20 protein-coding genes are annotated in these 23,755 nt (G+C 28.8%); 4 read left to right on the top strand and 16 right to left on the bottom strand.

Features of this window, described 5'->3' with window-relative positions; genetic code table 11:
- Positions 1–139: 139 nt before the first annotated feature.
- The 4 genes from H8S10_RS00880 to H8S10_RS00865 form a co-directional block, all read right to left on the bottom strand.
- Positions 140–892, bottom strand: coding sequence for an ABC transporter ATP-binding protein (locus H8S10_RS00880; protein WP_186837625.1), 753 nt, complete (start codon positions 890–892; stop codon positions 140–142).
- 428 nt (positions 893–1,320) lie between these two features.
- Positions 1,321–2,298, bottom strand: a complete 978-nt coding sequence (locus H8S10_RS00875) for a branched-chain amino acid ABC transporter permease (RefSeq protein ID WP_186837624.1) — start codon at positions 2,296–2,298, stop codon at positions 1,321–1,323.
- 9 nt (positions 2,299–2,307) lie between these two features.
- Positions 2,308–3,183 (bottom strand): branched-chain amino acid ABC transporter permease, encoded by an 876-nt coding sequence (locus H8S10_RS00870; RefSeq protein WP_186837623.1) that lies wholly within the window; start codon positions 3,181–3,183, stop codon positions 2,308–2,310.
- 283 nt (positions 3,184–3,466) lie between these two features.
- Positions 3,467–4,618, bottom strand: coding sequence for an ABC transporter substrate-binding protein (locus H8S10_RS00865; RefSeq protein ID WP_186837622.1), 1,152 nt, complete (start codon positions 4,616–4,618; stop codon positions 3,467–3,469).
- 740 nt (positions 4,619–5,358) lie between these two features.
- On the opposite strand from H8S10_RS00865, the gene H8S10_RS00860 reads away from it, so the two are divergent.
- Positions 5,359–5,931, top strand: a complete 573-nt coding sequence (locus H8S10_RS00860; RefSeq protein ID WP_186837621.1) for a hypothetical protein — start codon at positions 5,359–5,361, stop codon at positions 5,929–5,931.
- A 151-nt stretch (positions 5,932–6,082) separates the two neighbouring features.
- Positions 6,083–6,475, top strand: coding sequence for a prepilin-type N-terminal cleavage/methylation domain-containing protein (locus H8S10_RS00855; protein WP_186837620.1), 393 nt, complete (start codon positions 6,083–6,085; stop codon positions 6,473–6,475).
- Positions 6,476–6,559: 84 nt separating this feature from the next.
- Here H8S10_RS00855 and H8S10_RS00850 read toward each other — a convergent pair whose 3' ends face one another.
- The 4 genes from H8S10_RS00850 to H8S10_RS00835 form a co-directional block, all read right to left on the bottom strand.
- A complete protein-coding gene (locus H8S10_RS00850; protein ID WP_186837619.1) occupies positions 6,560–7,093 on the bottom strand; it encodes a hypothetical protein in 534 nt (177 codons plus the stop codon).
- A 57-nt stretch (positions 7,094–7,150) separates the two neighbouring features.
- Positions 7,151–7,777 carry a hypothetical protein gene (locus H8S10_RS00845; protein WP_186837618.1) on the bottom strand — a complete coding sequence of 209 codons (627 nt, stop codon included), beginning with the start codon at positions 7,775–7,777 and terminating at the stop codon, positions 7,151–7,153.
- Entirely contained in the window at positions 7,761–8,315 is a 555-nt protein-coding gene (locus H8S10_RS00840) for a signal peptidase I (protein WP_186837617.1), read from the bottom strand. Before H8S10_RS00840 ends, H8S10_RS00845 begins: the two co-directional genes overlap by 17 nt.
- 235 nt (positions 8,316–8,550) lie before the next feature.
- A complete protein-coding gene (locus H8S10_RS00835) occupies positions 8,551–9,846 on the bottom strand; it encodes a M18 family aminopeptidase (protein ID WP_186837616.1) in 1,296 nt (431 codons plus the stop codon).
- A gap of 287 nt (positions 9,847–10,133) precedes the next feature.
- Between H8S10_RS00835 and H8S10_RS00830 the strand changes: the two genes are divergently transcribed.
- Positions 10,134–11,312, top strand: coding sequence for a cation diffusion facilitator family transporter (locus H8S10_RS00830; RefSeq protein ID WP_186837615.1), 1,179 nt, complete (start codon positions 10,134–10,136; stop codon positions 11,310–11,312).
- Positions 11,313–11,621: 309 nt separating this feature from the next.
- Here H8S10_RS00830 and H8S10_RS18020 read toward each other — a convergent pair whose 3' ends face one another.
- From H8S10_RS18020 to H8S10_RS00810, 5 genes are all read right to left on the bottom strand, one after another.
- Positions 11,622–11,723, bottom strand: a complete 102-nt coding sequence (locus tag H8S10_RS18020) for a putative holin-like toxin (protein WP_231074160.1) — start codon at positions 11,721–11,723, stop codon at positions 11,622–11,624.
- A 119-nt stretch (positions 11,724–11,842) separates the two neighbouring features.
- Positions 11,843–14,581: an SEL1-like repeat protein gene (locus tag H8S10_RS00825; RefSeq protein ID WP_186837614.1), complete on the bottom strand. Its 2,739-nt coding sequence runs from the start codon at positions 14,579–14,581 to the stop codon at positions 11,843–11,845.
- Between the two features lie 322 nt (positions 14,582–14,903).
- Complete coding sequence (locus tag H8S10_RS00820) at positions 14,904–15,626, bottom strand: amino acid ABC transporter ATP-binding protein (RefSeq protein ID WP_186837613.1); 723 nt, start codon at positions 15,624–15,626, stop codon at positions 14,904–14,906.
- Positions 15,613–16,275: an amino acid ABC transporter permease gene (locus tag H8S10_RS00815; RefSeq protein ID WP_186837612.1), complete on the bottom strand. Its 663-nt coding sequence runs from the start codon at positions 16,273–16,275 to the stop codon at positions 15,613–15,615. The genes H8S10_RS00820 and H8S10_RS00815 overlap by 14 nt, the downstream gene beginning before the upstream one ends.
- A 103-nt stretch (positions 16,276–16,378) precedes the next feature.
- The gene (locus H8S10_RS00810; protein ID WP_055266042.1) at positions 16,379–17,203 is read right to left on the bottom strand and encodes a transporter substrate-binding domain-containing protein; all 825 of its coding nucleotides are present in this window, start codon (positions 17,201–17,203) and stop codon (positions 16,379–16,381) included.
- A 317-nt stretch (positions 17,204–17,520) separates the two neighbouring features.
- Here H8S10_RS00810 and H8S10_RS00805 point away from each other — a divergent pair, with 317 nt between their 5' ends.
- Complete coding sequence (locus H8S10_RS00805; protein WP_186837611.1) at positions 17,521–18,603, top strand: PRK06851 family protein; 1,083 nt, start codon at positions 17,521–17,523, stop codon at positions 18,601–18,603.
- 240 nt (positions 18,604–18,843) lie between these two features.
- Here the strand turns inward: H8S10_RS00805 and H8S10_RS00800 are convergent, their stop codons facing one another.
- The 3 genes from H8S10_RS00800 to H8S10_RS00790 all read right to left on the bottom strand — a co-directional run bounded on the left by H8S10_RS00800 (position 18,844) and on the right by H8S10_RS00790 (position 23,576).
- The gene (locus H8S10_RS00800) at positions 18,844–20,154 is read right to left on the bottom strand and encodes a PTS transporter subunit EIIC (RefSeq protein ID WP_055266039.1); all 1,311 of its coding nucleotides are present in this window, start codon (positions 20,152–20,154) and stop codon (positions 18,844–18,846) included.
- Between the two features lie 336 nt (positions 20,155–20,490).
- Positions 20,491–21,198, bottom strand: a complete 708-nt coding sequence (locus H8S10_RS00795) for a GntR family transcriptional regulator (protein WP_207731812.1) — start codon at positions 21,196–21,198, stop codon at positions 20,491–20,493.
- A gap of 281 nt (positions 21,199–21,479) precedes the next feature.
- Positions 21,480–23,576 carry a UvrD-helicase domain-containing protein gene (locus tag H8S10_RS00790; RefSeq protein WP_186837610.1) on the bottom strand — a complete coding sequence of 699 codons (2,097 nt, stop codon included), beginning with the start codon at positions 23,574–23,576 and terminating at the stop codon, positions 21,480–21,482.
- Positions 23,577–23,755 lie beyond the last annotated feature (179 nt).

Here is a 23,755-nt window from a genome sequence, read left to right as displayed (position 1 = left end):
TTTAAAAAAGCTTCATTATATATGTAATTTAATTAACCATAATTTTTATAAATAAATCTTAATTAACGCTCATGAATTTTAGAATATTCATGAGCATTAATTAAGCTAATATATTAAGTGGGAGAAAACATTTTTACCGTTAGGCACCAAGATATGCTTCAATTACTCGCTTATCTGTCTTAATTTCTTCAGGAGCTCCTTCCGCAATCTTCTTTCCATAATCTAATACAGAAATCCTATCACATATCCCCATAACAAGCTTCATATCATGTTCTATCAACAGTATAGAAATATTAAATTTATCTCTTATACTTTTAATTAACTCAGATAATTGCATTGTTTCTTGTGGATTCATACCTGCCGCAGGTTCATCTAAAAGAAGTAACTTTGGATTTGTTGCAAGTGCTCTCGCTATTTCAAGTCTTCTTTGTTCCCCATAAGATAGATTACCTGCCTTTTCACTTGCCTTATCTAGTAGATTAAAGGTATCTAATATATCCCTTACCTCTTCATCCATTTTATTTTCTATTTTTCTAAATTTTTTTGTTCTAAATATAGCATCGAAATAACCATACTTAACTCTATAATCATAGGATATCTTTACGTTATCCATAACCGTCATCTTTTCAAATAATCTTATATTTTGAAATGTTCTTGCTAACTTTTTTGAAGTAACAACATATGGCTTTAGCCCATTTATTTGCTCTCCAAGATAGCTTATAGTACCTTCTGTCGGTGTATAAACACCTGTTAGCATATTAAATATTGTAGTTTTTCCTGCTCCATTAGGGCCAATCAGTCCTACGACTTCTTTGTCCCCTATTTCAATAGAAAAATCTGAAACAGCAACTAGTCCGCCGAATTTAATTGTAAGTCTGTTAGCCTTTAGCATATTCCCTCCTTGTTCATGTTAGTCTTATTGAAAATATATATTTGCTTTAGCACCGATTCATTTCGTATATAATTTCTATTATTCCTTTCATTAAAATTACTAAGGTCTAATAACTCGTACCTCAAACAATTAAACCTCTTAACGCAATTTTAATTCCAGAAATAATGAAATCATAGTTACTCATTCATATGTGCTTCCACAAATATATATTTTCAATATTACTACTAACATAATCTTTTAATTCTTTACCATACTTAAGGATGAAACTACTTCGTAGTTTCTACTTTTTTTAATATCTTAAATTTCTAGAACATATTCTCTTAACTTCTTATTTTCAATTTTACTACTTAGATATTTATTTTCTAGGAGTCTTATTTTATGCTCCTCTCCTCTAATTTACTACTATATCACTTCTTATTAATAAAGCATTACTTGCTACTTGCTATTGTAGTTGCTTTGTTTTGTTTTTTTACTTTTCTTTTATTTTTGAATTTTTCAATTAGGTCTGTTATTTCTAGTGTTCCCAGTAAACCTTGTGGTCTAAATATCATTAATACAACTAGTGTTATTGAGTAGAATATCATTCTTAGATCTGCGAATTCTCTTAGTGCTTCTGGAAGTATTGTCAATATTATTGCCGCTATTACTGAACCTGTTATTGACCCCATTCCCCCTAGTACTACAAAGGTTACTATCTCTATAGATTTTAAGAAGTTAAAGGTTGTTGGTTGAATAAATGCTGTATAATGTGAAAATAATCCTCCTGCAAAACCTGCAATTAATGCTGATATAAAGAATGCTACTACTTTATATTTTGTTGTATTAACTCCCATAGCCTCTGCTGCAATTTCATTTTCCCTTATTGCAAGCATCGCTCTACCTTTTGTAGATTTTACTATGTTCACTACAACTACTATTACAATAACTACTGCAAAATAAGCTATTGTAAATGTAGTTTTTTTTGGTATTCCAGTGAAACCTCTAGCTCCACCTACTATGTCCATATTTGTTATTAAAACTCTTACTATTTCACATACTCCTAAAGTTGTTATTGCAAAATAGTCTCCTTTTAATTTTAATGTTGGAATTCCTACAATTATTGACATAGCTGCTGCTGTAATTGCTCCAGCTATAAGTGATACAACAAATGGCATTCCTAAATTTACTGAAAAAAATGCTGAAACATATGCTCCAATTGCCATAAATGCTGCATTTCCTAAGCTTAATTGTCCAGTTATTCCTGTAATCAGGTTTAGTGAAATTGCTAAAATTATATTAATACAGCTAAGTATCATTAGCCTTGTGATATATCTATTTATTATATTTGCTCCAATAAGTGAATTAATGATGAAAAAGGCTCCAAATACTAGTATTATCATAATTATTTGACTTCTATATTTTTTCATCTTCTTCACCTACACTTTCTCATTTACTTTCTTTCCTAATAAACCTGTTGGTTTAACAAGAAGAATTATTATAAGAATTGCAAACACTATTGCATCTGATAAAGTGGTAGATATATATGCTTTTGTCAATGTTTCAGTTAGTCCTATCAATAAACCTCCGACTAATGCTCCTGGTATACTACCTATCCCCCCTAAAACAGCTGCAATAAATGCTTTCAATCCTGGAATTGTGCCCATATAAGGCTCTACTACAGTGAATGCTAAGGATACAAGTACTCCTGCTGCCCCAGCAAGAGCTGATCCTATAGCAAAGGTAAGTGAGATTATGTTGTTAACATTTATCCCCATCAACGATGCAGCTTCAATATCATATGAAGCACCTCTCATTGCCTTACCCACCTTAGTTTTATATACAATAATTTGAAGAAGAAGAACTAGGACTATTGATACAGCAAGCATTAATATTTTTGACGTTTCTATAGATAAAGCCCCTATTTTTATTACTTCCTTGCTTAATAACTTTGGAAATGCCTTAGGTGAAGGTCCCATTAATAACCTCATACCATTTTGTAATAACAAAGATACCCCAATCGCTGTTATTAATAATGTTATTCTTGGTGAATTTCTTAATGGCTTGTAAGCTACCTTCTCAACAATTACTCCTACCAAAGCTGCCCCAAGCATTGATATCAATAATGTTGGAATAAGTGATAACTTTAAAGTCGTCCCACAGTATAATCCTACAAAAGCCCCAATCATGTAGATATCCCCATGAGCAAAATTTATTAACTTAATAATTCCATAAACCATGGTATATCCCAAAGCTATGAGTGCATAAATAGATCCTAACGATAATCCATTTATAATTTGCTGTATAAATGCCATATTTCTTTCCCCCCTTCAAACTAATTGTTAGCTTATTACATTTAACTTATCTTTGTTTTTATAATTCATTAAACATTTTATTAATATGAGATGCTTATGCAGGTACATCATGGACTAGTATTTAGATTTTCATTGTTCCTGCAATTAAAAATTGCGTTAAAAAGTTTATGTTGCCTGAACGTAGTTAGTTCATAAACTTTAGCAATTTTTAATGTAAGGAACAATAGAAACTCTTATGCTAGTGAATTAGTACCGAAGTAAGTGGCTCATATTAATATTAGTTTTATGGATTGACTTTAGTTTCAAGTTTTGCTTCTCCATTTTCTATCTTTATTATTGATACTGATTTTTGTGGATTTCTATTTTCATCAAATCTTATATTTCCTGAAATTGTATCAACATCTATATTTTTTAATGCATCTTTAACAGCTTCTCCATCAGTTGAACCTGCTTTAGTTATAGCTTCTTCGAAAAGTTGTAAAGTACTATAGCTTAATGCTGCAAAAGCATCTGGAGTTTCTCCGTATTTTTCTTTATATGAATTAACAAATTCTTGGACTTCTGGGTCAGAGTCATCTGGTGAATAGTGATTTACAAACACAGCACCTTCAACAGCATCTCCACCTATCTTAACTAATTCTGGTGAATCCCATCCGTCTCCACCCATTAATTGTGAAGTTATTCCTATCTTTCTAGCTTGGTCTGCAATAACTGGAACCACGCTATAATAATCAGGTAATACTAAAACATCTGGATTTGAACTCTTAATATTAGTTAATTGAGCTGAGAAATCCTTATCTCCTTCATTGTAAGATATATACTCTACTACTGTTCCTCCATTAGATTCGAATTGTACCTTAGCAGCTTCTGCAATACCTATTGAGTAATCTGAATCCTTATTATAAAGAATAGCCATTGTTTTTGCTCCAAGGTTTTCGCTAGCATATTTTGATATAACTTCACCTTGTGTCGCATCTATATAGCATGTCCTAAATACATATTCTCCACCAGTTGTGGTAAGATTAGTTTCTGTACCTGAAGGAGTTATCATCGGAACACCATCAGCTGTAGCATTAGGTCCAACTGCATTAGCTGCTCCTGAAGTTACAGGCCCTAATAAAAGTTTAACTCCATCTTGATTTACTAATTTATCATAAGCATTTATAGATTTAGTTGGATCTGCTTCATCATCCTCAAACTTCAATACAACTTGCTTTCCGTCGATTCCTCCATTTTCATTAACCTTATCTAAAAATACTTGAGCTCCATTCTTAACTGATTGTCCATATGTTGATGCTGCACCAGATAATGGTCCTATTGCCCCAATTACTATTTCACCTGCATCATCAGATGAACCTTGTCCATTTCCGCAGCCAACTAGCCCCATAGTCAGCATAGATAAAGCTAATATTCCCCCTAATAATCTCTTTTTCATACCTTTTAGCCCCCTTTTTTTATTATTCTCAAAATTTCATCCCCAAATTAACTTTTTATCAAAATTGCATTATTTAAGAAAACGTTTTATCAATCATAAACCTATATGTTTGATAATGTATTCAAAATATAGCTATTTTGTTATTAATTAGTTAATATTTGTTTTATATATTAACATCCTTTTTTTACCATGTCAATATAGTTTTCACAATTACAAAAAATTCATTACTCTTATGTAAAATAAAAGAACTTTGACCACACTTATAGTTTTCTGCTTCATCATTGTAATATTTTAACATTACAATACTTATAGCTATAAACTATAGATTATCAAATTACTAACAGTCCCTTAACCATCGTGACTTGTACTCACAAAGTATATTTCATAACCTTTTTTGTTATCTAAAAGATAACTTTGATGTCCTTATATTAATGCAGTATGTATATTTTTAAGGATTTCCGAGATTATGCTCAACATCATCTGTGTTGAATACTTTTGAACCATCACCTCATATATAAGGCTTATTAATAATTTAATAATATAAAGATGGAATTATGCCCTAACATAATATTAGGTCTGTGTCCCAACTCTATGATGTGAAATCAAAGTTCTAGAAGTAGTTTTTCTACTTCTTACTATTGTTCTAACCACTTTTTTGTCCTATTATTCTAAACTTTTATTATTTTTTTTATTTATGTTATAATTATCTTGTACCTATTTTATACTTTGGAGGAAATGTAATGAAAAAAAGAATTTTATCAATAATTTTAATATCAGCATTATCAATCTCTTTATTTGTTGGTTGTGGAAACAACAATGATACTAATAATGTTCAAAATTCTAATCAAGAACAACACGAACAACAACCAGAAGATGATAAAAAAGACGATGAAATTTCTTCAGATGATAAAAATATCGAATCAAATGTAGTTGTTGAAGAAATTACTGAAGAAAAAATAGAAGAAAAATTTACTGAAATTATGGACTACTTATATACAAAAGATTACTCCAATGAAGAACAATCTATTGAAGCTGAGAATTACATAAAAGAAAACTTTACACCAGAAGGTGCTGAAAACATGATAAATAAGATAATATCTTATGGCGAAAAAGTTTCTTATTCTGATTTACTTATCACATTAGTAAAAAATATAGAAAATAATGATTCTAGATATGAATCAATGTACGAAATAAGATACAATGTGTCTGTAACTATAGGTAAACCTAGTATTTATTCTGACGTAATTGCTAAAGTTGTAGTAGATAAAGACGGTAAGATATTCATCGAAAGCATAAATGATTTTGAATTTTAATAAGCTACCATTGGTAGCTTATTTTTTTACCAAAATAAAAGACTATTGTCTAAAATCTGATAATATCTTACTTCAGATTTAATTAATTTGAATATTTATCCATAAATATGTTCATAATTTTTAGATAAGCAAATATATTTGGAGGATATTCATGATAAAGAATAACAAATCTAAATCCCACTCTAAAAAGCGAGCCTTTACATTAATAGAATTAGTAGTTGTTATAGCTATAGTTGCAGTATTAGCTGCTGCCTTTACCCCTAAATTATCTGGTTATATGGATGAAGCTAGAAAAGTTGTAGTTTTAGATCAAGCAAAAAGAGTATTAACAGCCTATGAAAGCCTAAATCTAAAATTCAATACACTAACAGAAGAATCTCCTATAAGTTCAGTCGTAAGTTTATCTGGAAGCCCTGTAACTAAAGCTGAAATCACTAAAATCCCTATGACTTTTACTATCAATCAATGTAGAAATTTACTTAATACCGAAAAATATGACTTTACTATGGCCAAAGGAATAGTTACAACAATAAATTCTAGATAATAATATAAGAGTTACTTACTAAATTATTAGTTCGTAACTCTTATTAAAATTCTATATATTATTTATACAAAAAACTTTTTATATCTATATTTCCTTCGCTTTTACTTCCATTGAGTTAATTTTAACTCCTTCTCCACCACAAAATCCGCTAATATTAATAAAAATCTTATTATTTTTAGAATATTTTCTTCCCTCTAGCCGTTTTTCATATAATATAGTCTTACTATTATAATCTTTTATAATAAGATTACATACAATTGTTTCATCCCCATTTAGCTCTATTTCTCCTATTAATATTAATTTTTCACTATCAATAACTATATCATTATCATCTTTGAGATACATTACATTCTGAAGATTTGAACCATTATTATTAGTTAATCTAGTGAATATATTACTTTTATCATCTTCCTTAACTTTATAAAATTGATACGTAAAATTATTGCTATTGTCTTCATTTAATGTATCTCTAATACCAACTGTAAGATTAAATCCATTTCCTTTGCTATTATTTAACTCATCTAATATCTCTATTTCTGCATCAAAATATAATTTTTGACTTTTCAAATCAAGATTTTCATTTCCTAATGCAACCCATGCCCTAGTTCCAACTATCAAAGAAGAATCTTTTATATAAACTTTTTTAGTGTTTTCTATAGATTGATCATATATCTTTCAATCATGTATATAACCTGTATTTCCGAAATCACTTTTATAAAATACTATTTCTTTGTTTTCATCACTTGTGCTTGGTGGTATAGTATCATCAACTAATACTTGTTTAGCTTTAATATCATAAGTATATCTAGCAATATTATCTAATATATCATTCTCATATATTTCTATATCATCATCTGTAATCCATTCTATTTTAGCTGAAACAACCTTTTCATTATTAGGATTTACTATAGTTGTATAGTGATTTTTTGATTCTGTTTGATTCACCCCCTCTATGGTTAATGTCAAATACTTTATTAAGTCTTTAGCTCCTTCACTTGTTGACTTGTCTTTATTATTATTTTCACTCTTTTCACTTAAACTAATAGTAAATTCAACTGGATAATCATTATCATTTTTTAATTTTATAGTATCTGCCGATAATACATCTCCAGGCTTAATTTCAGCTTCTGATACAAATTCACTATCTGCGCTTACTTCAAAAGTTGCTACACTTACCTTCTTATTTACTATCTCAAATTTCTTTGTAAATCTAGCTAAGCTTTCGAAACTTAAGCTACCTCCTATAATAAAACATAATAAAATTATGAAAAGCGCTGCTGTCTTTTTATCTATTTTCTTCATACTGTTCCTCCTGTTTTATATTTTTTTCTTTACCTATATTTAAATAAATAAGATACATTAATAATAAAATTCCTACTTTTATCATTGGATTCATATACTTAAAATAATCTAAAACATATCCAAGCATAGGTATTTTAAATACATATTTACCGACAATATTTTCACTCATTATGGAAATATCATCTTCCACATTATTTCCATCGCCTTTAGTTATAAACATTATCTCTTCGTACTGATTATTGATAATCCCTGATACTCTATGAGTAATTATTATATTTCCTTCTACAAAAGTTATTATGTCTCCTACTTTAATATCATCACTCTTTACTTTTTTTGCTACTAAATAATCTCCAGCATTAATAGTTGGTTCCATACTTCCTGTACTTATTGTAAATCCATACACCCCTAAAATATTAGGTATGACTTCTTCTCCTTTATAAACATTATAAGAAGATATTAAATATGATATTGCACATATTAATACAAAACTCCATACTGTATTACTAATTTTTATCCTTAAATTAAATACACTACTCACCTCATTATTATCCATTTTTTGTAATTACATCTTGATTCTATCCTATCAAAACAATTTTATTCATCATTATTTTACTTTTTTATCTTTTTTTGTTTTTTGTTGTAAAATAAAAAAGAGAGTTTTAATCTCTCCTAATAATTATCAAAATTATCCAAAAAATAAAGCCAGCATATTGCTGGCTTAAAATTTCCTAAATTATAAGTTTAATCCTTGCTTTTCAACTGTTCCATCTTAATTAAATGCTAAAGAATTCTGTAAATGCTTTAACAGTATAGTAGTTATCTTTAACAGCTGCTAACTCTCTTATAGAGTGCATTCCTAAAACTGGTGCTCCCATATCAATTACAGGTATATTTAATAAAGCTGATGTTATTGGTCCTATAGTACTTCCACCTCTAACGTCTGATCTATTAACAAATTTTTGGAATGGAACATTTGCTGCTTCACAAACTGATGCAAATACTGCTCCATTAAAGCTATCTGTGCTATAGCTTCCTGATGCAGCTATCTTAAGAACAGGTCCATTTCCTAATACAGGTCTATTTGTTGGATCATGTTTATCTCCTAAGTTTGGATGTACTGCATGTGAAAGGTCTGCAGAAATCATTATTGAATTTGATAACGCTCTGTAATAGCTTTCTGTATCTTTTCCTAATCCTAATATTATTCTTTCTAAAAGATTATTTAGTATAGAAGATGCAGCACCTTGAGCTGTTCTGCTTCCTATCTCTTCATTATCTATACATACCATAACTTTAGTTGCATCTATTTCCTTACTATCTATTAAAGCTTTAACTCCTGCAAATACCATCCATAAGTCATCAAATCTACCAGAAGATATAAGTTCTTCATTCATTCCTATTAATGATCCTTTTTCGTACTCATATAATCCAAGTTCAAAGTTTAAGATATCACTCTTATCAACATTAAGCTCTTGCGCTAAAATGTTCATTAAATAGTCTTCTCTTTCTAGCTTGTCATTTATAAGTCCTAATAAAGGTAATGTATCTACTTGTGCATTATATTTATAACCATTGTTTACTTCTCTATTCATATGTATAGCTAAGCTTGGGATTATTAATAACGGTTTATTTATATTAACTAATCTTATTTCTGGTTTTAATGGAGATGAACCTTTTACTGCAACTTTCCCAGCAATCCCTAATGGTCTATCATACCAAGTACTTAATATCGGTCCTCCATAAACTTCTGTGTTTAACTTTACATATGTATTTTCAGAAATCATTTGTGGATTTGGCTTTATTCTAAAACCTGGTACATCTGTATGTGCTCCTATAAGTCTAAATCCTGACTCTTCTATATTTTCATTTCCAACTTCAAAAGCTATAAGTGCAGAATCATTTTTTACAACATAATGTTTATCACCTTTTTTAAGGTTCCATTTATCTGCTTCCTTTATTTCAGTAAATCCAGCTACGTTTAACATAGCTTTTACAGATTCTACTCCATGAGACGCTGATGGACTATTATATAAAAATTCTATAAGTTCTTTTGCTAATACTTTTTCCATGTAATTCTCTCCCTTTTTGCTTTATTGCGTATACTTTATAATATATCCTATTTTCATATTTTTCTCAATAAGATATGCTTATTGACTTTTGTTTTTGGATAAATTAGGATATAGAATATAAGAGAATCCTTGTTAATATATTTAGTATAAATATATTTATAATCTAACTTCTAGCTATCAAATTACTCAAGCTTTTAGTTAGTTTCAAATTACCAAATAAGGGCTTTTGATTTTGAACTAATATTTATTTTAGTTAATGCAAAAAATATTTCTGAGGTGTTTTTAATATGATAACAAATTACCTAATTAAAACATTCGTCAAGGATAATGAAAAAGTCGATAATATAAAAGTTAGAAATGCTTACGGTAACTTAGCTGGTGCTGTAGGTATATTAGTTAACGTATTATTATTTTCAATAAAGTTATCCGTTGGCCTTTTAGCTGGATCGGTAGCTGTAATGGCTGATGCCTTTAATAATCTATCTGATGCAGCTTCTTCTATCATAACTATAATTGGATTTAAAATGGCTAATAAGCCTGCTGATGCAGAGCATCCTTTTGGACATGGTCGTATAGAGTATATCTCTGCTTTAATAGTGTCATTTTTAGTTATGTTAGTAGGATTACAATTTATTAAAAGTTCTTTTGAAAGAATAACTAATCCTTCTATTGTAAAATTTGAAGTTATACCATTTTTACTTCTTCTTGTATCTATATTCTTTAAATTGTGGCTTTCTAAATTTAATAAAACTGTAGGTCACAAAATAAATTCTTCAGCTTTAAAAGCTGCTGCTACTGATGCTTTAGGAGATGTATTTACTTCAAGTACAGTTGTTATTTCATTCTTATTAGCAAAGTTTACTCAATTCCCTCTTGATGGATATATAGGAGTATTTGTTGCTTGTGCTATTATATATTCTGGATATGGACTTATAAAGGAAACTTTAAATCCTCTTCTTGGAGAAGCTCCAGATCCAGTGTTAGTTAATAATATCTCAGATATGGTAATGTCTTATGAAAATATTAATGGTATTCATGATTTAGTAGTACACAACTATGGTCCTGGAAGAATTATGGCATCAATTCATGCTGAAATACCTTCTGACATTGATGTTATGACTATACATCATATAATTGATACTGCTGAAAGAGAGATTTCAAAAAAGTTAAATATATACTTAGTAATACACATGGATCCTATTTGTGTGGACACTGATGAAATTATTGATGCTCGTAAAATTGTTGAAGATGTATTAAAAACATATCCAGCAGTTAAATCGCTTCATGATTTTAGAGTTGTTGGAGAAAATGATATTAAAAATTTAATTTTTGATATAGTAGTAAATCCTATAGATTTAAATGATTGCTTTACTAAAGAAAAGCTTTCTCAATTTATAGAGCGAGATATTAAAAAGCTACACCCGCAATTTAATTGCATAATAACAGTAGATTTAGAACTAATATAATAAATTTCTTCAGGTATAAAAATCATTATGTTCAATTTAAAAGTTTTTTCAAAAAGTAAAAAAATTAATATATAAAAAAAATTATTTGCCACATTAAATTTGATATTGAATTTTATGTTTATTTTATTAAAATTTGATAATAATAATAATAATAATAATAATAATAAATTATATAAATTTTGCATAAAATAAAGAATCTAACATACTGTTATATGTTAGATTCCTATAATATAACTTTAGTTGTTTAAGACAACTGGTATCACATATAGTTATAAAAAACTAGTAGCGTCCAATTGTGAGGTGGGGCTACTATTTTTTTGTAAATTTATCTATCAAGCCTATTATTAATTCTAAGAAGGCTATAAAAAATAAACCACATTGTAATAGTATAGTTAAAGCTTCATTCGTCATTAGTATCACCTCCTCATAAAAAGGAAATACATTATTTATGTATAAGTGATACCAGTAGCCCACATCAACTATTAAGTTATACTTTTTAAATTATTGCACTTTAATCTAATTTCTAAACCTTATTTAACTATTGCATATATCATTATTATAATCAGCATAAATACTGAAACTATAGTAATTACATTAAGCGTTTCTTGCCTTGACAGCTTTTTTTTATGCTTTTGTTTAGGCCTTGTAATATTATAAAAGATAGCTTGTTTTTTTAATTCATAGTAATTCTTATCATCTGTTTTATCTCTGATATCATACCATTCTAATAAGTCATTTATAGCTTCATACATACCCTTATCAATCATATCTCTTAAATCTCTTACAACTCTCATCTCTTCTTCTGTTACAATCGAATTTTCTTCTTTTTTCTTTAATATATCTTTTAAATAAACGTAGTTACATTTCTTTATTCCAAGATCCTTACCTGCCATTGCTGATTTAAAGTATTCTTCGTATTTTTTATTTTTATATAGATTATTATTATATAAATATAATGCTAAGTTTCCATAGCAATCTGAATTTCCAACATCTATTCCTTCCATATAAGTGTTTATTATTTCATCTTGAGACATATTAGTAATTAATCGTTTTTCTGCTAAAATACATCTAAGATTATTAGCTGTTCCTTTATCAATATCCTCTATTTCTTTTATTATCTCATTTGCTCTCTTTTCATCTTTTTCTACACCTATCCCAGCTAAACAATAATAAGCAAGCTTACACTTCCCTTTTAACGCATCTAGCTCTATAAGTTTAAATACATATTTTAATGCTTTAATATCACTTTTACTATTTCCAAACCCTAATTCATATATCTCTATAAGACTTTCTATAGCTTCAATATCATTGTGCTCTGCTGCTTTTGTATATAATTTTATAGATTCATTTATATCTTGAGGTAAAAACTTACCTATCTTATACCAAGAAGCAAGCTTAACTATAGCTTTTATATAATCTCTATCAGCAGCCATCTTATAATATGAATAAGCTTTTTCTAAATTCTTTTCTACTACGATACCATTTTCGTATATATAGCCATATTGAAAAGATGATCCAACTACTCCATTAGCAAACCCAAACTCTAAATATTCTAGTAGTTTCTTTTCATTTATATCTTTACCATCCTTTTTATCTGCTAACATTAGAAATGCTAAATACTCTGCAGCAAATTGTGACTTTAACTCGTAAGCCTCTTCTAATAATTTCTTAACTATCCTTGTAGTGTCTTCTCCAAATTTATTAACTCTAAGATATGCTATAGCCAGCATATACATAGCATGTGGAGCCTTATTTTCTGCAGCTATCTCAATATATTTTATAGCCTTTTCTGTATCTCTCTTTACTAATTCCCCATTGTAATACATTATTCCTAATCTCTGTATACATTTCAAATCCCCTTCTCTACTTCCCATATCATATAGGTCTATAGCTTCATCAATCAAGTTTTCATCTTCATATATTTTACCTACTTTAAAGAATATATTTCTATTTCCACATTCTATACTTCTATTGTATAAATCTAAAGCTTTACTTACATCCTTATCTACATATAGTCCTGAATAATACATATCTGCTAAAGACTCTATACAATCTGTATCATAAGCTTCATATCCCTTTTTTAAGTAATAATATGCTTTTTCATAATTTACTTCATAACATATTCCTTCTAAATAAGATTTTCCTACAATATAATAAGCATCTTCATAATCATTTTCTGCTGCCTTTTCTACCCAATAATATGCTCTAACTATATTTCTTTCACAACCTTCTCCTGTTTTATACATATACGATAAAGCATGTTGCGCCGCTGGCAAATTTTCCTCTGCAGCTTTCTTATACCACTTAAAAGCAAACTCTAAATTCTTGTCTACCCCATATCCGTTATAATACATTCTTCCTAATTGATAATAGGCTGGACTATACTCACTTTCTGAGCTCTTTCCAAAGCATATTAATGCTTTCTGATAATCCCTAGCTACTCCTGTTCCATTTAGATATAAACATCCTAATGAATATTGAGCAAAAGAATTACCTTTAGCTGCAGCTCTCCTATACCACTTATTAGCTAAATCATAATTTCTTTCAACAGACAATCCTCTTTCATAAAACAAACCTAGATAAGCTTCTGCTACTTCGCTATCATATTTAGCTGCTTCTATAAAATTCTTAAAAGCTTCTTTATTATTTTTTTGTACTCCTCTTCCTAAATAATAATTTTCACCAGCTTCAACTAACTTTGAAACTTTTTCTTTTACTTCATCAGAATCTATATCTTCCATATTTGCCGCATCTTCATATAAAACTAATCCCTTCTCTTCATCTTTATCATCAATAATATTGCTTTCTTTGTTATTTAAATATTGTTTAAATATATTTTTTTCCTCTTCATTTAATCCGCTTAATATAAGAGAATAATTTTCTTCACCACATTTTACAGCTACAAAAACTAATATTTCATATAGTCTATCTTTGTATTTGTCTATAAACCCCTCAAACCATTCAGTTTCATCTTCGTCATTTTTACACTGATAACAAATATTTATCTGTGATAAAACTAATATAATATTTCTGTAAATCTTTCCAGGTAGTATTCGCTTATTATATAATCTAGTTATATTTTCATTTAACCCTACTTTATCATCATACAAAATCTTATTTTTTTCATAAATAAGTAAAATAATATACTCTACTATACTCTTAAAATGAATTATTATATCTTTTCCTTTATAATCGAAGATATTATTAACTTCAGTGTATAACTTTCTAAATTCTATCTTCAAAAAATCCAAATTAAGTCTATTTTCCATCTTGCCTCCTAAGCACTCTTAATATCTATTACTATTTTATTAGTAAGCAAGTTTATATATGATTATTTGTCTACTTTGTAGCAACGAAAAGTGGACTATTTCCAAGTGAAAATTGAACTATGTTCTGGGTAAAATCTGACTTGGTCAGAGTGAAAATATTGCTCTATAATAATGAAAATCTAATTTTTCACCTTTTTCTCAAGCAAAACTTTTCTTCTCTCCGCAGGAGACTTTTCATTTTTCCGCAAGAAAAACTTTTCACTTCAGCAAAGCTGACTTTTCACCTTTTACGCAGCAAAACAAAAGAGCCTCTCGGCTCTTTTTAAATAATTTTTGATAAAAAGTCTATTGTTCTTGGATTCTTTGGATTATTAAATATTTCTTGAGGGGAACCTTCTTCAACTATCTTTCCATTATCCATGAACAATATTCTATCTCCAACTTCCCTTGCAAATCCCATTTCATGTGTTACCACAACCATAGTCATTCCTTCTTTTGCAAGATCTTTCATAACTGACAAAACTTCTCCAACCATTTCTGGGTCTAGCGCTGATGTTGGTTCATCAAAAAGCATAACATCTGGCTCCATACAAAGCGCTCTTGCTATTGCTATTCTTTGCTTTTGCCCACCTGAAAGTGATGCTGGATATGCATCTGCCTTATCTACTAGTCCAACTTTTCCTAATAAGTCATATGCTTTCTTCTTGGCATCTTCTTCACTTATTTTTTTTACCATAACAGGTGCTATAATTAAATTTTCTAACACTGTCTTATGAGGGAATAAATTAAATTGTTGAAAAACCATTCCCATCTTTTCTCTTATTTTATTTATATCAATCTTTCTATCTGTTATATTAGTTCCCTCAAATATTATTTCTCCACTTGTAGGAACTTCTAATAAATTTAAACATCTTAAAAAAGTACTTTTTCCTGAGCCTGAAGGTCCTATTATTACAACTACTTCACCTTTTTCTATATTATCATCTATGCCCTTTAGTACTTCATTTTCATTAAAACTCTTATGAAGATTTTTAATTTGAATCACTTACCTTCAACCTCCTCTCGATGTATTTTATAAGTCTACCTAATGAGAATGTCATTATAAAATAAAATACCGCTGACATTATTAAAGTTTCTGTCTTATTAAAACTTCTTGTACTAACAACATTTGCTGCATACATAAGCTCTGCTACTCCTAAAGTTGAAGCCATTGAAGACTCTTTAATTATTGCAACAAATTCATTACCTATAGCAGGTAATATGTTTTTTATAGCTTGTGGTATAACTATCAATCTCATAGCCATACTTTCACTCATGCCTAGACTTCTTGCTGCTTCCATTTGTCCTTTATCAACCGCTTCAATACCAGCTCTTATAAGCTCAGAAACATATGCAGCTGAATTTAATGACAATGCTATTATAACTGCAAATAATTCATTTATTTTAAGAACATTACTCAAACCGAAATAAACTATAAAAATTTGTAATAGTAACGGTGTTCCCCTAACTATTTCTATATAAGCTGATGCTATAAATTTTAATAATTTAATCTTTGAACGTTTTAAAAATGTTAATATAGTTCCGAATACTACCCCTAATACAACTGAAGCAAGTGATATTGTTAAAGTCCACCTTGCCCCTTGAAAAAAATAAACCATCTGTCCATTGGTTATAAAATCAAAATCCCAATTCATCCTATCCACCTACTTTTCTTAGTTAGAAATTAATAGTTAAAAGTTAATAGTCATTAATTAAACTATCATAAACTATTAACTTTTCTCTGTTAACTCTTAACTACTATTCCACTTGGTTTTTAACTTGTTCTACTGCTTTTTGGACAAATTCATCTATCTTTCCTTCATCCATTAATTTTTTTAATGTTGAATTAACTTGCTCAACTAATTCTGGTGAATCCTTTGGCATGCCAATAGCTGATCCCCCTTCAGAATCTTCTATTATTTCTTCTCCAACAACTAAATCTGTGTTAGTAGTTGTTGCTAAGTTCGCAACTGGAGCCTCAATAATTAATGCATCAATATTTCCATTTTTAAGTTCAAGTATTAAAGTGTTAACATCAGATAATAATTTCACACTTGCTCCTTCAATTCCTTCAGCTATCTCAGCTTGAATAGATCCCATTTGAGCTCCTATTTTTTTACCTTCTAAATCAGCTAAAGTTTTGTAAGTATCTTTATTAGATGCTTGTATTAAAAATGCTTGCTCTGCTTTATAATATATGTCTGAAAAATCTACTGCTTTTTTTCTATCTGGTTTAGGAGTCATTCCTGATATAGTCATATCAATTTTTCCTAATTGAACAGCCTCACATAATGAATCAAAGTTCATTTCTTTAAGCTCTAATTCTACTCCAATATCATCAGCTATAGCTTGTGCTATATCAACATCAAATCCAATTATCTTATCTTCACCATCTATTAAGGCATGATACTCGTAAGGTGCATAATCAGCACTCATACCTACAACTAATTTTCCACTTTCTTTTATTTCTGTAAGTTTGTCTTTAACTTCTCCTGTAGATTTACTACTACATCCAACAGCCATAATTCCAATTACCCCAACAATAACAACTGCCATTATTTTTTTTATTAATGATTTTTTCATATTTAATCCCCCTTTTTATTTCTGAAATGTCTTTTTAACTCTTGCATAATTATACATCATAAAATCATATTTATGCAAGAGTTTTTTTAAACATTTTTTCCCTTTTTATAATTTCAAGCTAATTACATAACTATAAACAAGTAAAAATGCTTGTTTATATCAATTCTTAAAGATACCTTTTTTACAGTATTTATATCTATATGCATAAACTTTCACCAATTATTCATATGTATTTTCATTTTTTATTCTCTTTAAAGTCTACATTTATAGGTTGCTTGAATAAAATATATTATTAAAATTTTATTAGGAGTGATCAAATGGATAATTTGAAAGGGAGACACTTTTTTCCTGGAGGCAATACATCAAAAGGATTTTACTCTTTTTATAGATATATTCTAAGTCAAGATGATGCCAAACGTATTTTATGTCTTAAAGGTGGCCCTGGCACAGGTAAATCTTCTTTAATGAAAAAGGTAGGAGATTATTTCTTTAGTAAAGGCTATACAATCGAATATCATCATTGTTCCTCTGACAATAATTCTTTAGATGGAATAGTAATAAAAGAATTAGGTGTAGCATTAATTGATGGCACATCTCCACACATAGTTGATCCAATAACTCCAGGAGCTGTAGATGAAATATTAAATATGGGTGATGCACTAGATATGGATATGCTGTCAAAGCATAAAAGAGACATTTTATGTATAAACAGAGATATAAGCAAATGTTACAAAAGAGCTTATAGATATCTTGCTGCTGCAAGGTCTATTCATGATGATTGGAGTAATCTTAATTATGAATCTCTAGATTCTAATAAAATATCTGTATTAATAGAAACATTAAAAAATGATATTTTTAGAACAGATATATCTGGCTATGGTGGAGAGCGTAGACTTTTTGCAACGGCTATAACTCCTAATGGTATAATTACTTTTGCAGATAATTTATCTAATGGATATAAAAACATATATGTTCTGACTGGTGGACCAGGTATGGGAAAAACAGATATATTAAAATACTTAGGTACTTCTGGACAAAAGAAAGGATATTATGTTGAATATATGTATGATCCATTTATTCCTGAGCGTATTGAGCATATATTCATTCCTGAAATATCAACATGTGTCTTAACCAACAATGAAATTAACCGAGCAAATTATTCCGGAATAAATTATTATCTAAAAGACTATACAAAACCTAATTCACTTGCTTCTAAAGCTTCAGAAATAGAATATAATAGTAAAATCTTCTATGAATTACTTGATAAAGCTATTTCTCTAATTAGTAATTCTCATGCTCTACATGATGATTTAGAATCATTCTATATAAAAGCTATGAATTTTGATGTTGTTAATACCATGTATGAAAACGTAATTAAAAAAATAGAAAAATACGAGTAAGCTTACTTCGTAAAGGTGAAAGATTAGCTGAGGTAAGATGAAAGGTTTTGCTTTTTCAAAATTGGAAATATCGCTATGCTGAGGTGATGATTTTCTACACAAAGATTATGGTCAACTCCATTGAAGTGATAGTTTATCTTTGCCAATAATATTGTTTATTATACAAAAATGCCTTCGGCCAAAATAATCCGAAGGCATTTCTTTTTTATATCTCAAATATTTCTATTAATAAATACTTTTTTATTCAGCGTATTTCTTCGCTTCCATTCTTTCTGCTGCATATACAAAAGGTAAGTAAATTACTATTGATATAATTATATTAACTAACGCTAATATTGCACCTGAAATATGACCTGTAGCTAAGAATCCTGATATTATTGGTGGTGTAGTCCATGGCATTGATGCAACAATTACTGGACTTACTAAACCTGATTTTATTGATAAATATGAAACTATAGTAGTAACAACCGGTGCTATTATAAATGGTATACCGTATATTGGATTTAAAACTATTGGTAATCCAAATATAACTGGTTCATTTATGTTGAATATTGCTGGTGCTGTACCTAAAGCAAGCATATCTTTTCTGCTTCTACCTGCTATAGCTATAGCTACTAATAAACCTATTATTAATCCTGCTCCACCCATGTGAACAAAGGCATCGAAGAAAGGACCTGCTAATGTATGTAATGGCTCACTAGAACCTGTTGCCATTATTTGTGCATTATCTGCACCTAACTTAGTTAATAAAGTACTTGTTATTGGTAAAGCAATGTTTGAACCGTGTAATCCAACAAACCATAATCCATGGATAAATAATGTTATTGCAATAGCTCCACCTAATGAATCTGTAACTCCTGATAGAGGAATTCCTACATATTTGTTTATTAAATCTGTTAAGAATGCACCATCTGCAACTGTTCTTACTATTAAACCAATTACTGCAAATATAAGAACTGTTAACATACCTGGTATAAGCTTAGCAAATGATCTACTAACTGCTGGAGGAACTGCATCTGGCATTTTGATAACTAATGCTTTAACTTTTCCTAATTTAACAAATAATTCTGTTGCTAAAAGTCCAACTATAATTGCTGTAAATAATGCTGTTGTTCCTAAATAAGAAATTTGCATGAATCCCCAACCAACTACTGCTTCTGTAGCTCCTTCTGGAGTAATTGAAGCAACTTGTGGTGCTAAGAAGAAGAATATTGCTGTTGCAATCATTGCTGCTTGTAAACCATTTTCTTCATATGATTTAGCTAAATTGTAAGCAACACCAATAACTAATAATAGCGCCATTATTGCTAGTGTTCCCCACCAAATATCTCCATTTATAGTTTTTATTTGTTGACCAAATGTATTTTCTGCTAAGAAATTTGATAAAGCCTTGAAAGGCATGTTGTTAATAAGTGTTGCAAAAGATCCGATTATAGTTAAAGGAATCATAGCTATAAATGCATCTCTTACTGCTACTAGATGTCTTTGCGCACCTAATTTAGTTGCATATGGAAGTATATATTTGTCCATAAACGCCGTAAATTTTTCCATTTAATCCACCCCGTTTTTAAAATTTTAATTTTCACTTGTATTATTCATTTTTCTAAATGTGTATTCGTTTTCTACACTTCGTGTATATATTACAACAATTGTATAGACATTTCAAGTGCTTTTTATAAACTTTATTTAATAAATAGTATTTTTCCTTATTTCCAAAAAATTATTTTGGTAATTTTATTATTATAAGTTATTAATTCCTAATTTAAAGCAAAAAAATATATCAAACTATACAGTTTTATCTAGATTTACCAATAAATCGATCTAAATAAAATATATAATCTAATATATTTTAAAACTATTTTAAATTTAATTTTTAATATTAACTTATTAACTTTCTACAAGAGCATTTAATGTTAATTTATATCCATAATGATAAGTATGTGAATATTCAAAAGCTTCTCCATTTTGTAATATCCCAACCTGTTCTATATGCAATATCGGAGCTTCAGAATCTAACTCAAGCAAATTAATAAGCTCTGCATTTGAAATTATAGCTTCAATTGTACGATTTGCTTTATATATATTATAATTATTATCTCTAATATAATTGTACAAAGATATACAATCATCTTTTTTTAAGTTAGGAAACATCTTCACAGGCATATAAGTTATCATATATGATACCGGTTCCCCATTAGCATATCGTACTCTTTTTATCTCCCAAACATTTTCGCCTTTCTCTATATTTAATCTCTCTTTTATAGTATCATCAGCTTCTATGACAAGTAAACTTATAAGTTTAGTTGTTACTTCATATCCTTTTCTCAACATTTCTTTTGTGAAGCTTTCCATCGCTCCCATATTATCAGAAACTTTATTTCCTAAAACTATACTTCCTATTCCTCTTTTTCTAATAATATATCCTTGTTTAACTAAATTATTAAAAGCTGACCTTACTGTCATTCTAGTTACATTAAATTCTTCACTTAATTGATTTTCCGACGGTAATAATTCACCTGGTTTTATTTTCTCTGAGTCTATTAACTCCCTTAAATATTTTTCTATTTTAATATATATTGGTTCATTAATTTTCATTGTTCTTAACTAAACTCCTTTTAAAACGATTACTTTGTATTGTATTGAATTGTATATATATTTATTATCATTGTATAATACTATATTACCACAAAATTTATAAATTACAGTATTTCACATTATATTTTAAAATAAATTTCACAATATTTCACTCTTAACAAACTAAGATATATATTAAATTTAAAAGGTGTTTCTTAATATTGATAAATTCCTTCTAATAATAGCTATAAAAACACTACTAAAAAGTTTATATCAACTGAAACACCTTTTTTATAATTCAATTATTTTTTAAAATTAATTACATTCAATCTATGAAGTGCTCTAGTACACATAATATATTTAACTAGGCTATCTGTTTCATCATCTAGATTTACTACTATAACTCCATCAAATTCTAAACCTTTTGCATAATATGATGGAATTATTACTCTTCCACCTCTGTATATTAAATCCTCTCTATCAAAAGAAAGAATCTTCGTAAATTTCTTTAATTCTGGAGCTATTTCTTTCAATTCTTTCTTACCTTTAACTATTATAGCCACATTTTCATAGTTTTCATCTTCATAAGATTCAAGAGTCTCTAATAAAGTATCTATTAAATCTTCCTTATCCTTTATATCAATTTCTTCAACATCATATTTACCCTCTCTAACAAATGGCACAATAGCATGTTCATCAAGTAATTTATTTGCATATTGCATAATTTGATAAGTTGATCTATAACTCTTATTAAGTTCAAAATACTTTGTAAATCCACCAAAAAGTGATTTTAAGTTAAGCATTGCAGCCCCTTTTGTAGCTTTAATTAATCTTTGATTTGCATCTCCAACTATAGTATAACTTCTACACCCAGTTAGTTCTTTTAAAACTATAAATTGAAGCATGTTATAATCTTGAGCCTCATCAATAACTATATGCTTTATTTCACTCTTGCACTTCTTACCATCAAGCTTAATCATTAGATATAGTATCGGTGCTAAATCTAAGTAAGATAAAGTTTCAATATCCATAATCTCTTTATAAATATCCACGATATTCTTATGATCTATCCAAGCAGCTAATTCAGCCTTTGCTTTCATAACTTCTCTTACTATTTCTCTTACTCTAATTCTTCTAGTAAATTCAATATTATTTTGTTCAATTAATAGTTCATCTTCTGAAAGACTTGCAAGTTTTTCTTTAACTTCTGCATTAAGCTCCCTTACTTTTTCATCTCTCTTATCCTTTATCTTGGATATAAGAACTCTCTCTATTTTTTTACTTCTTCTAAATAAAGGCATATATTTATAATACTTTTCAAATAATTCCTTTATTTCTTCTACTCCTACTATTTCTTCACCGAAATAAGTTACTGGTTTAATTTTAAAATAACTTTCTTCAAATTCACTACATTTTTTATCTAAAAAGTCAATATACTCTTGTGATGATTTATATTTTATCTCATCAATGACTTCGGTATTTCCTCTTAATGCCTTTTCTAAATACTCAGTAAAATCTACAACATATTCTTGTAGCCCAATTTCACTCATAGCAAAATTAACAAATGTTTGTTGTCTTACTCCACCTTCCCCTAAAGTAGGAAGAACTTCTCCAATATAGTCTATGAAAATATCATTTGGTCCTAAGATAAGAACTTTATCTCCTAATTGTTCTCTAAAATTATATAGCAAATAAGCTACTCTATGAAGAGCTATAGTAGTCTTTCCTGAACCTGCAACCCCATTAACTACAACAACCTTTTGCCTATCTTCTCTTATAATTTCATCTTGTTCCTGTTGAATACTCATTACTATATCTTTAAGCTTTTCTCCTGTATTTGAAGAAAGTATCATTTGAAGTATCTCATCTTTAACATCTACGTCTGAATCAAAGAATCCTTGAAGAACTCCCTTTTTAATCATTATCTGTCTTCTAGATAAAATATCTACTGGTACTTCTCCATTTGGAGACTTATAACTAGTTTCACCTAAAGTTCCTTTATAAAATAAAGATGATACAGGTGCTCTCCAGTCAACTACAACTGGTTCAAACTCACCTTCTCTATTTAATCCATATCTCCCAATATAAATTGTTTCTTGAATACCATCATCAGCAAAAGAAACCTTTCCGAAGTAAGGATTTTCTTTAAGCTTAGTGTATTCTGCTAATTTTTTATCTATAGTCTTATAAGACTCTTCCTTAACATACTTTTCATGGTCGAAGTACTCAATTAACTTATCTTCATCATCTCTATGTTCTTCTATAAATTTCTTTCTATATTCAAGTATATACTCAGCTATACCTTTTCTCTTTTCTATATAATTAAGAATTTCATGGTTTAATACCTTAAGAGTATAATCTAAATTTTGCTCTTCTTGTAAAAACTCAAACTTATTCATTAAAAACCTCCTGTTTATCTCTATTTATCAAATGGCAGCATGTAATATCACTACATTTACATAATTATAGAGATATTATCTTTTATCCTGTTAAGTTAAACATGCCTGACGGCAGAGTTATAATCTCTTGCTGTCAGGCAATATTAATCTATGCCAATGGCATACATTTCTACTAGCGA

It is taken from the genome of Clostridium sp. NSJ-49, assembly GCF_014287725.1.
Lineage (GTDB): Bacteria > Bacillota > Clostridia > Clostridiales > Clostridiaceae > Clostridium > Clostridium disporicum_B.
Note: the sequence above shows the minus strand (reverse complement) of the source record. Positions and strands in the feature narration are given on the sequence as shown.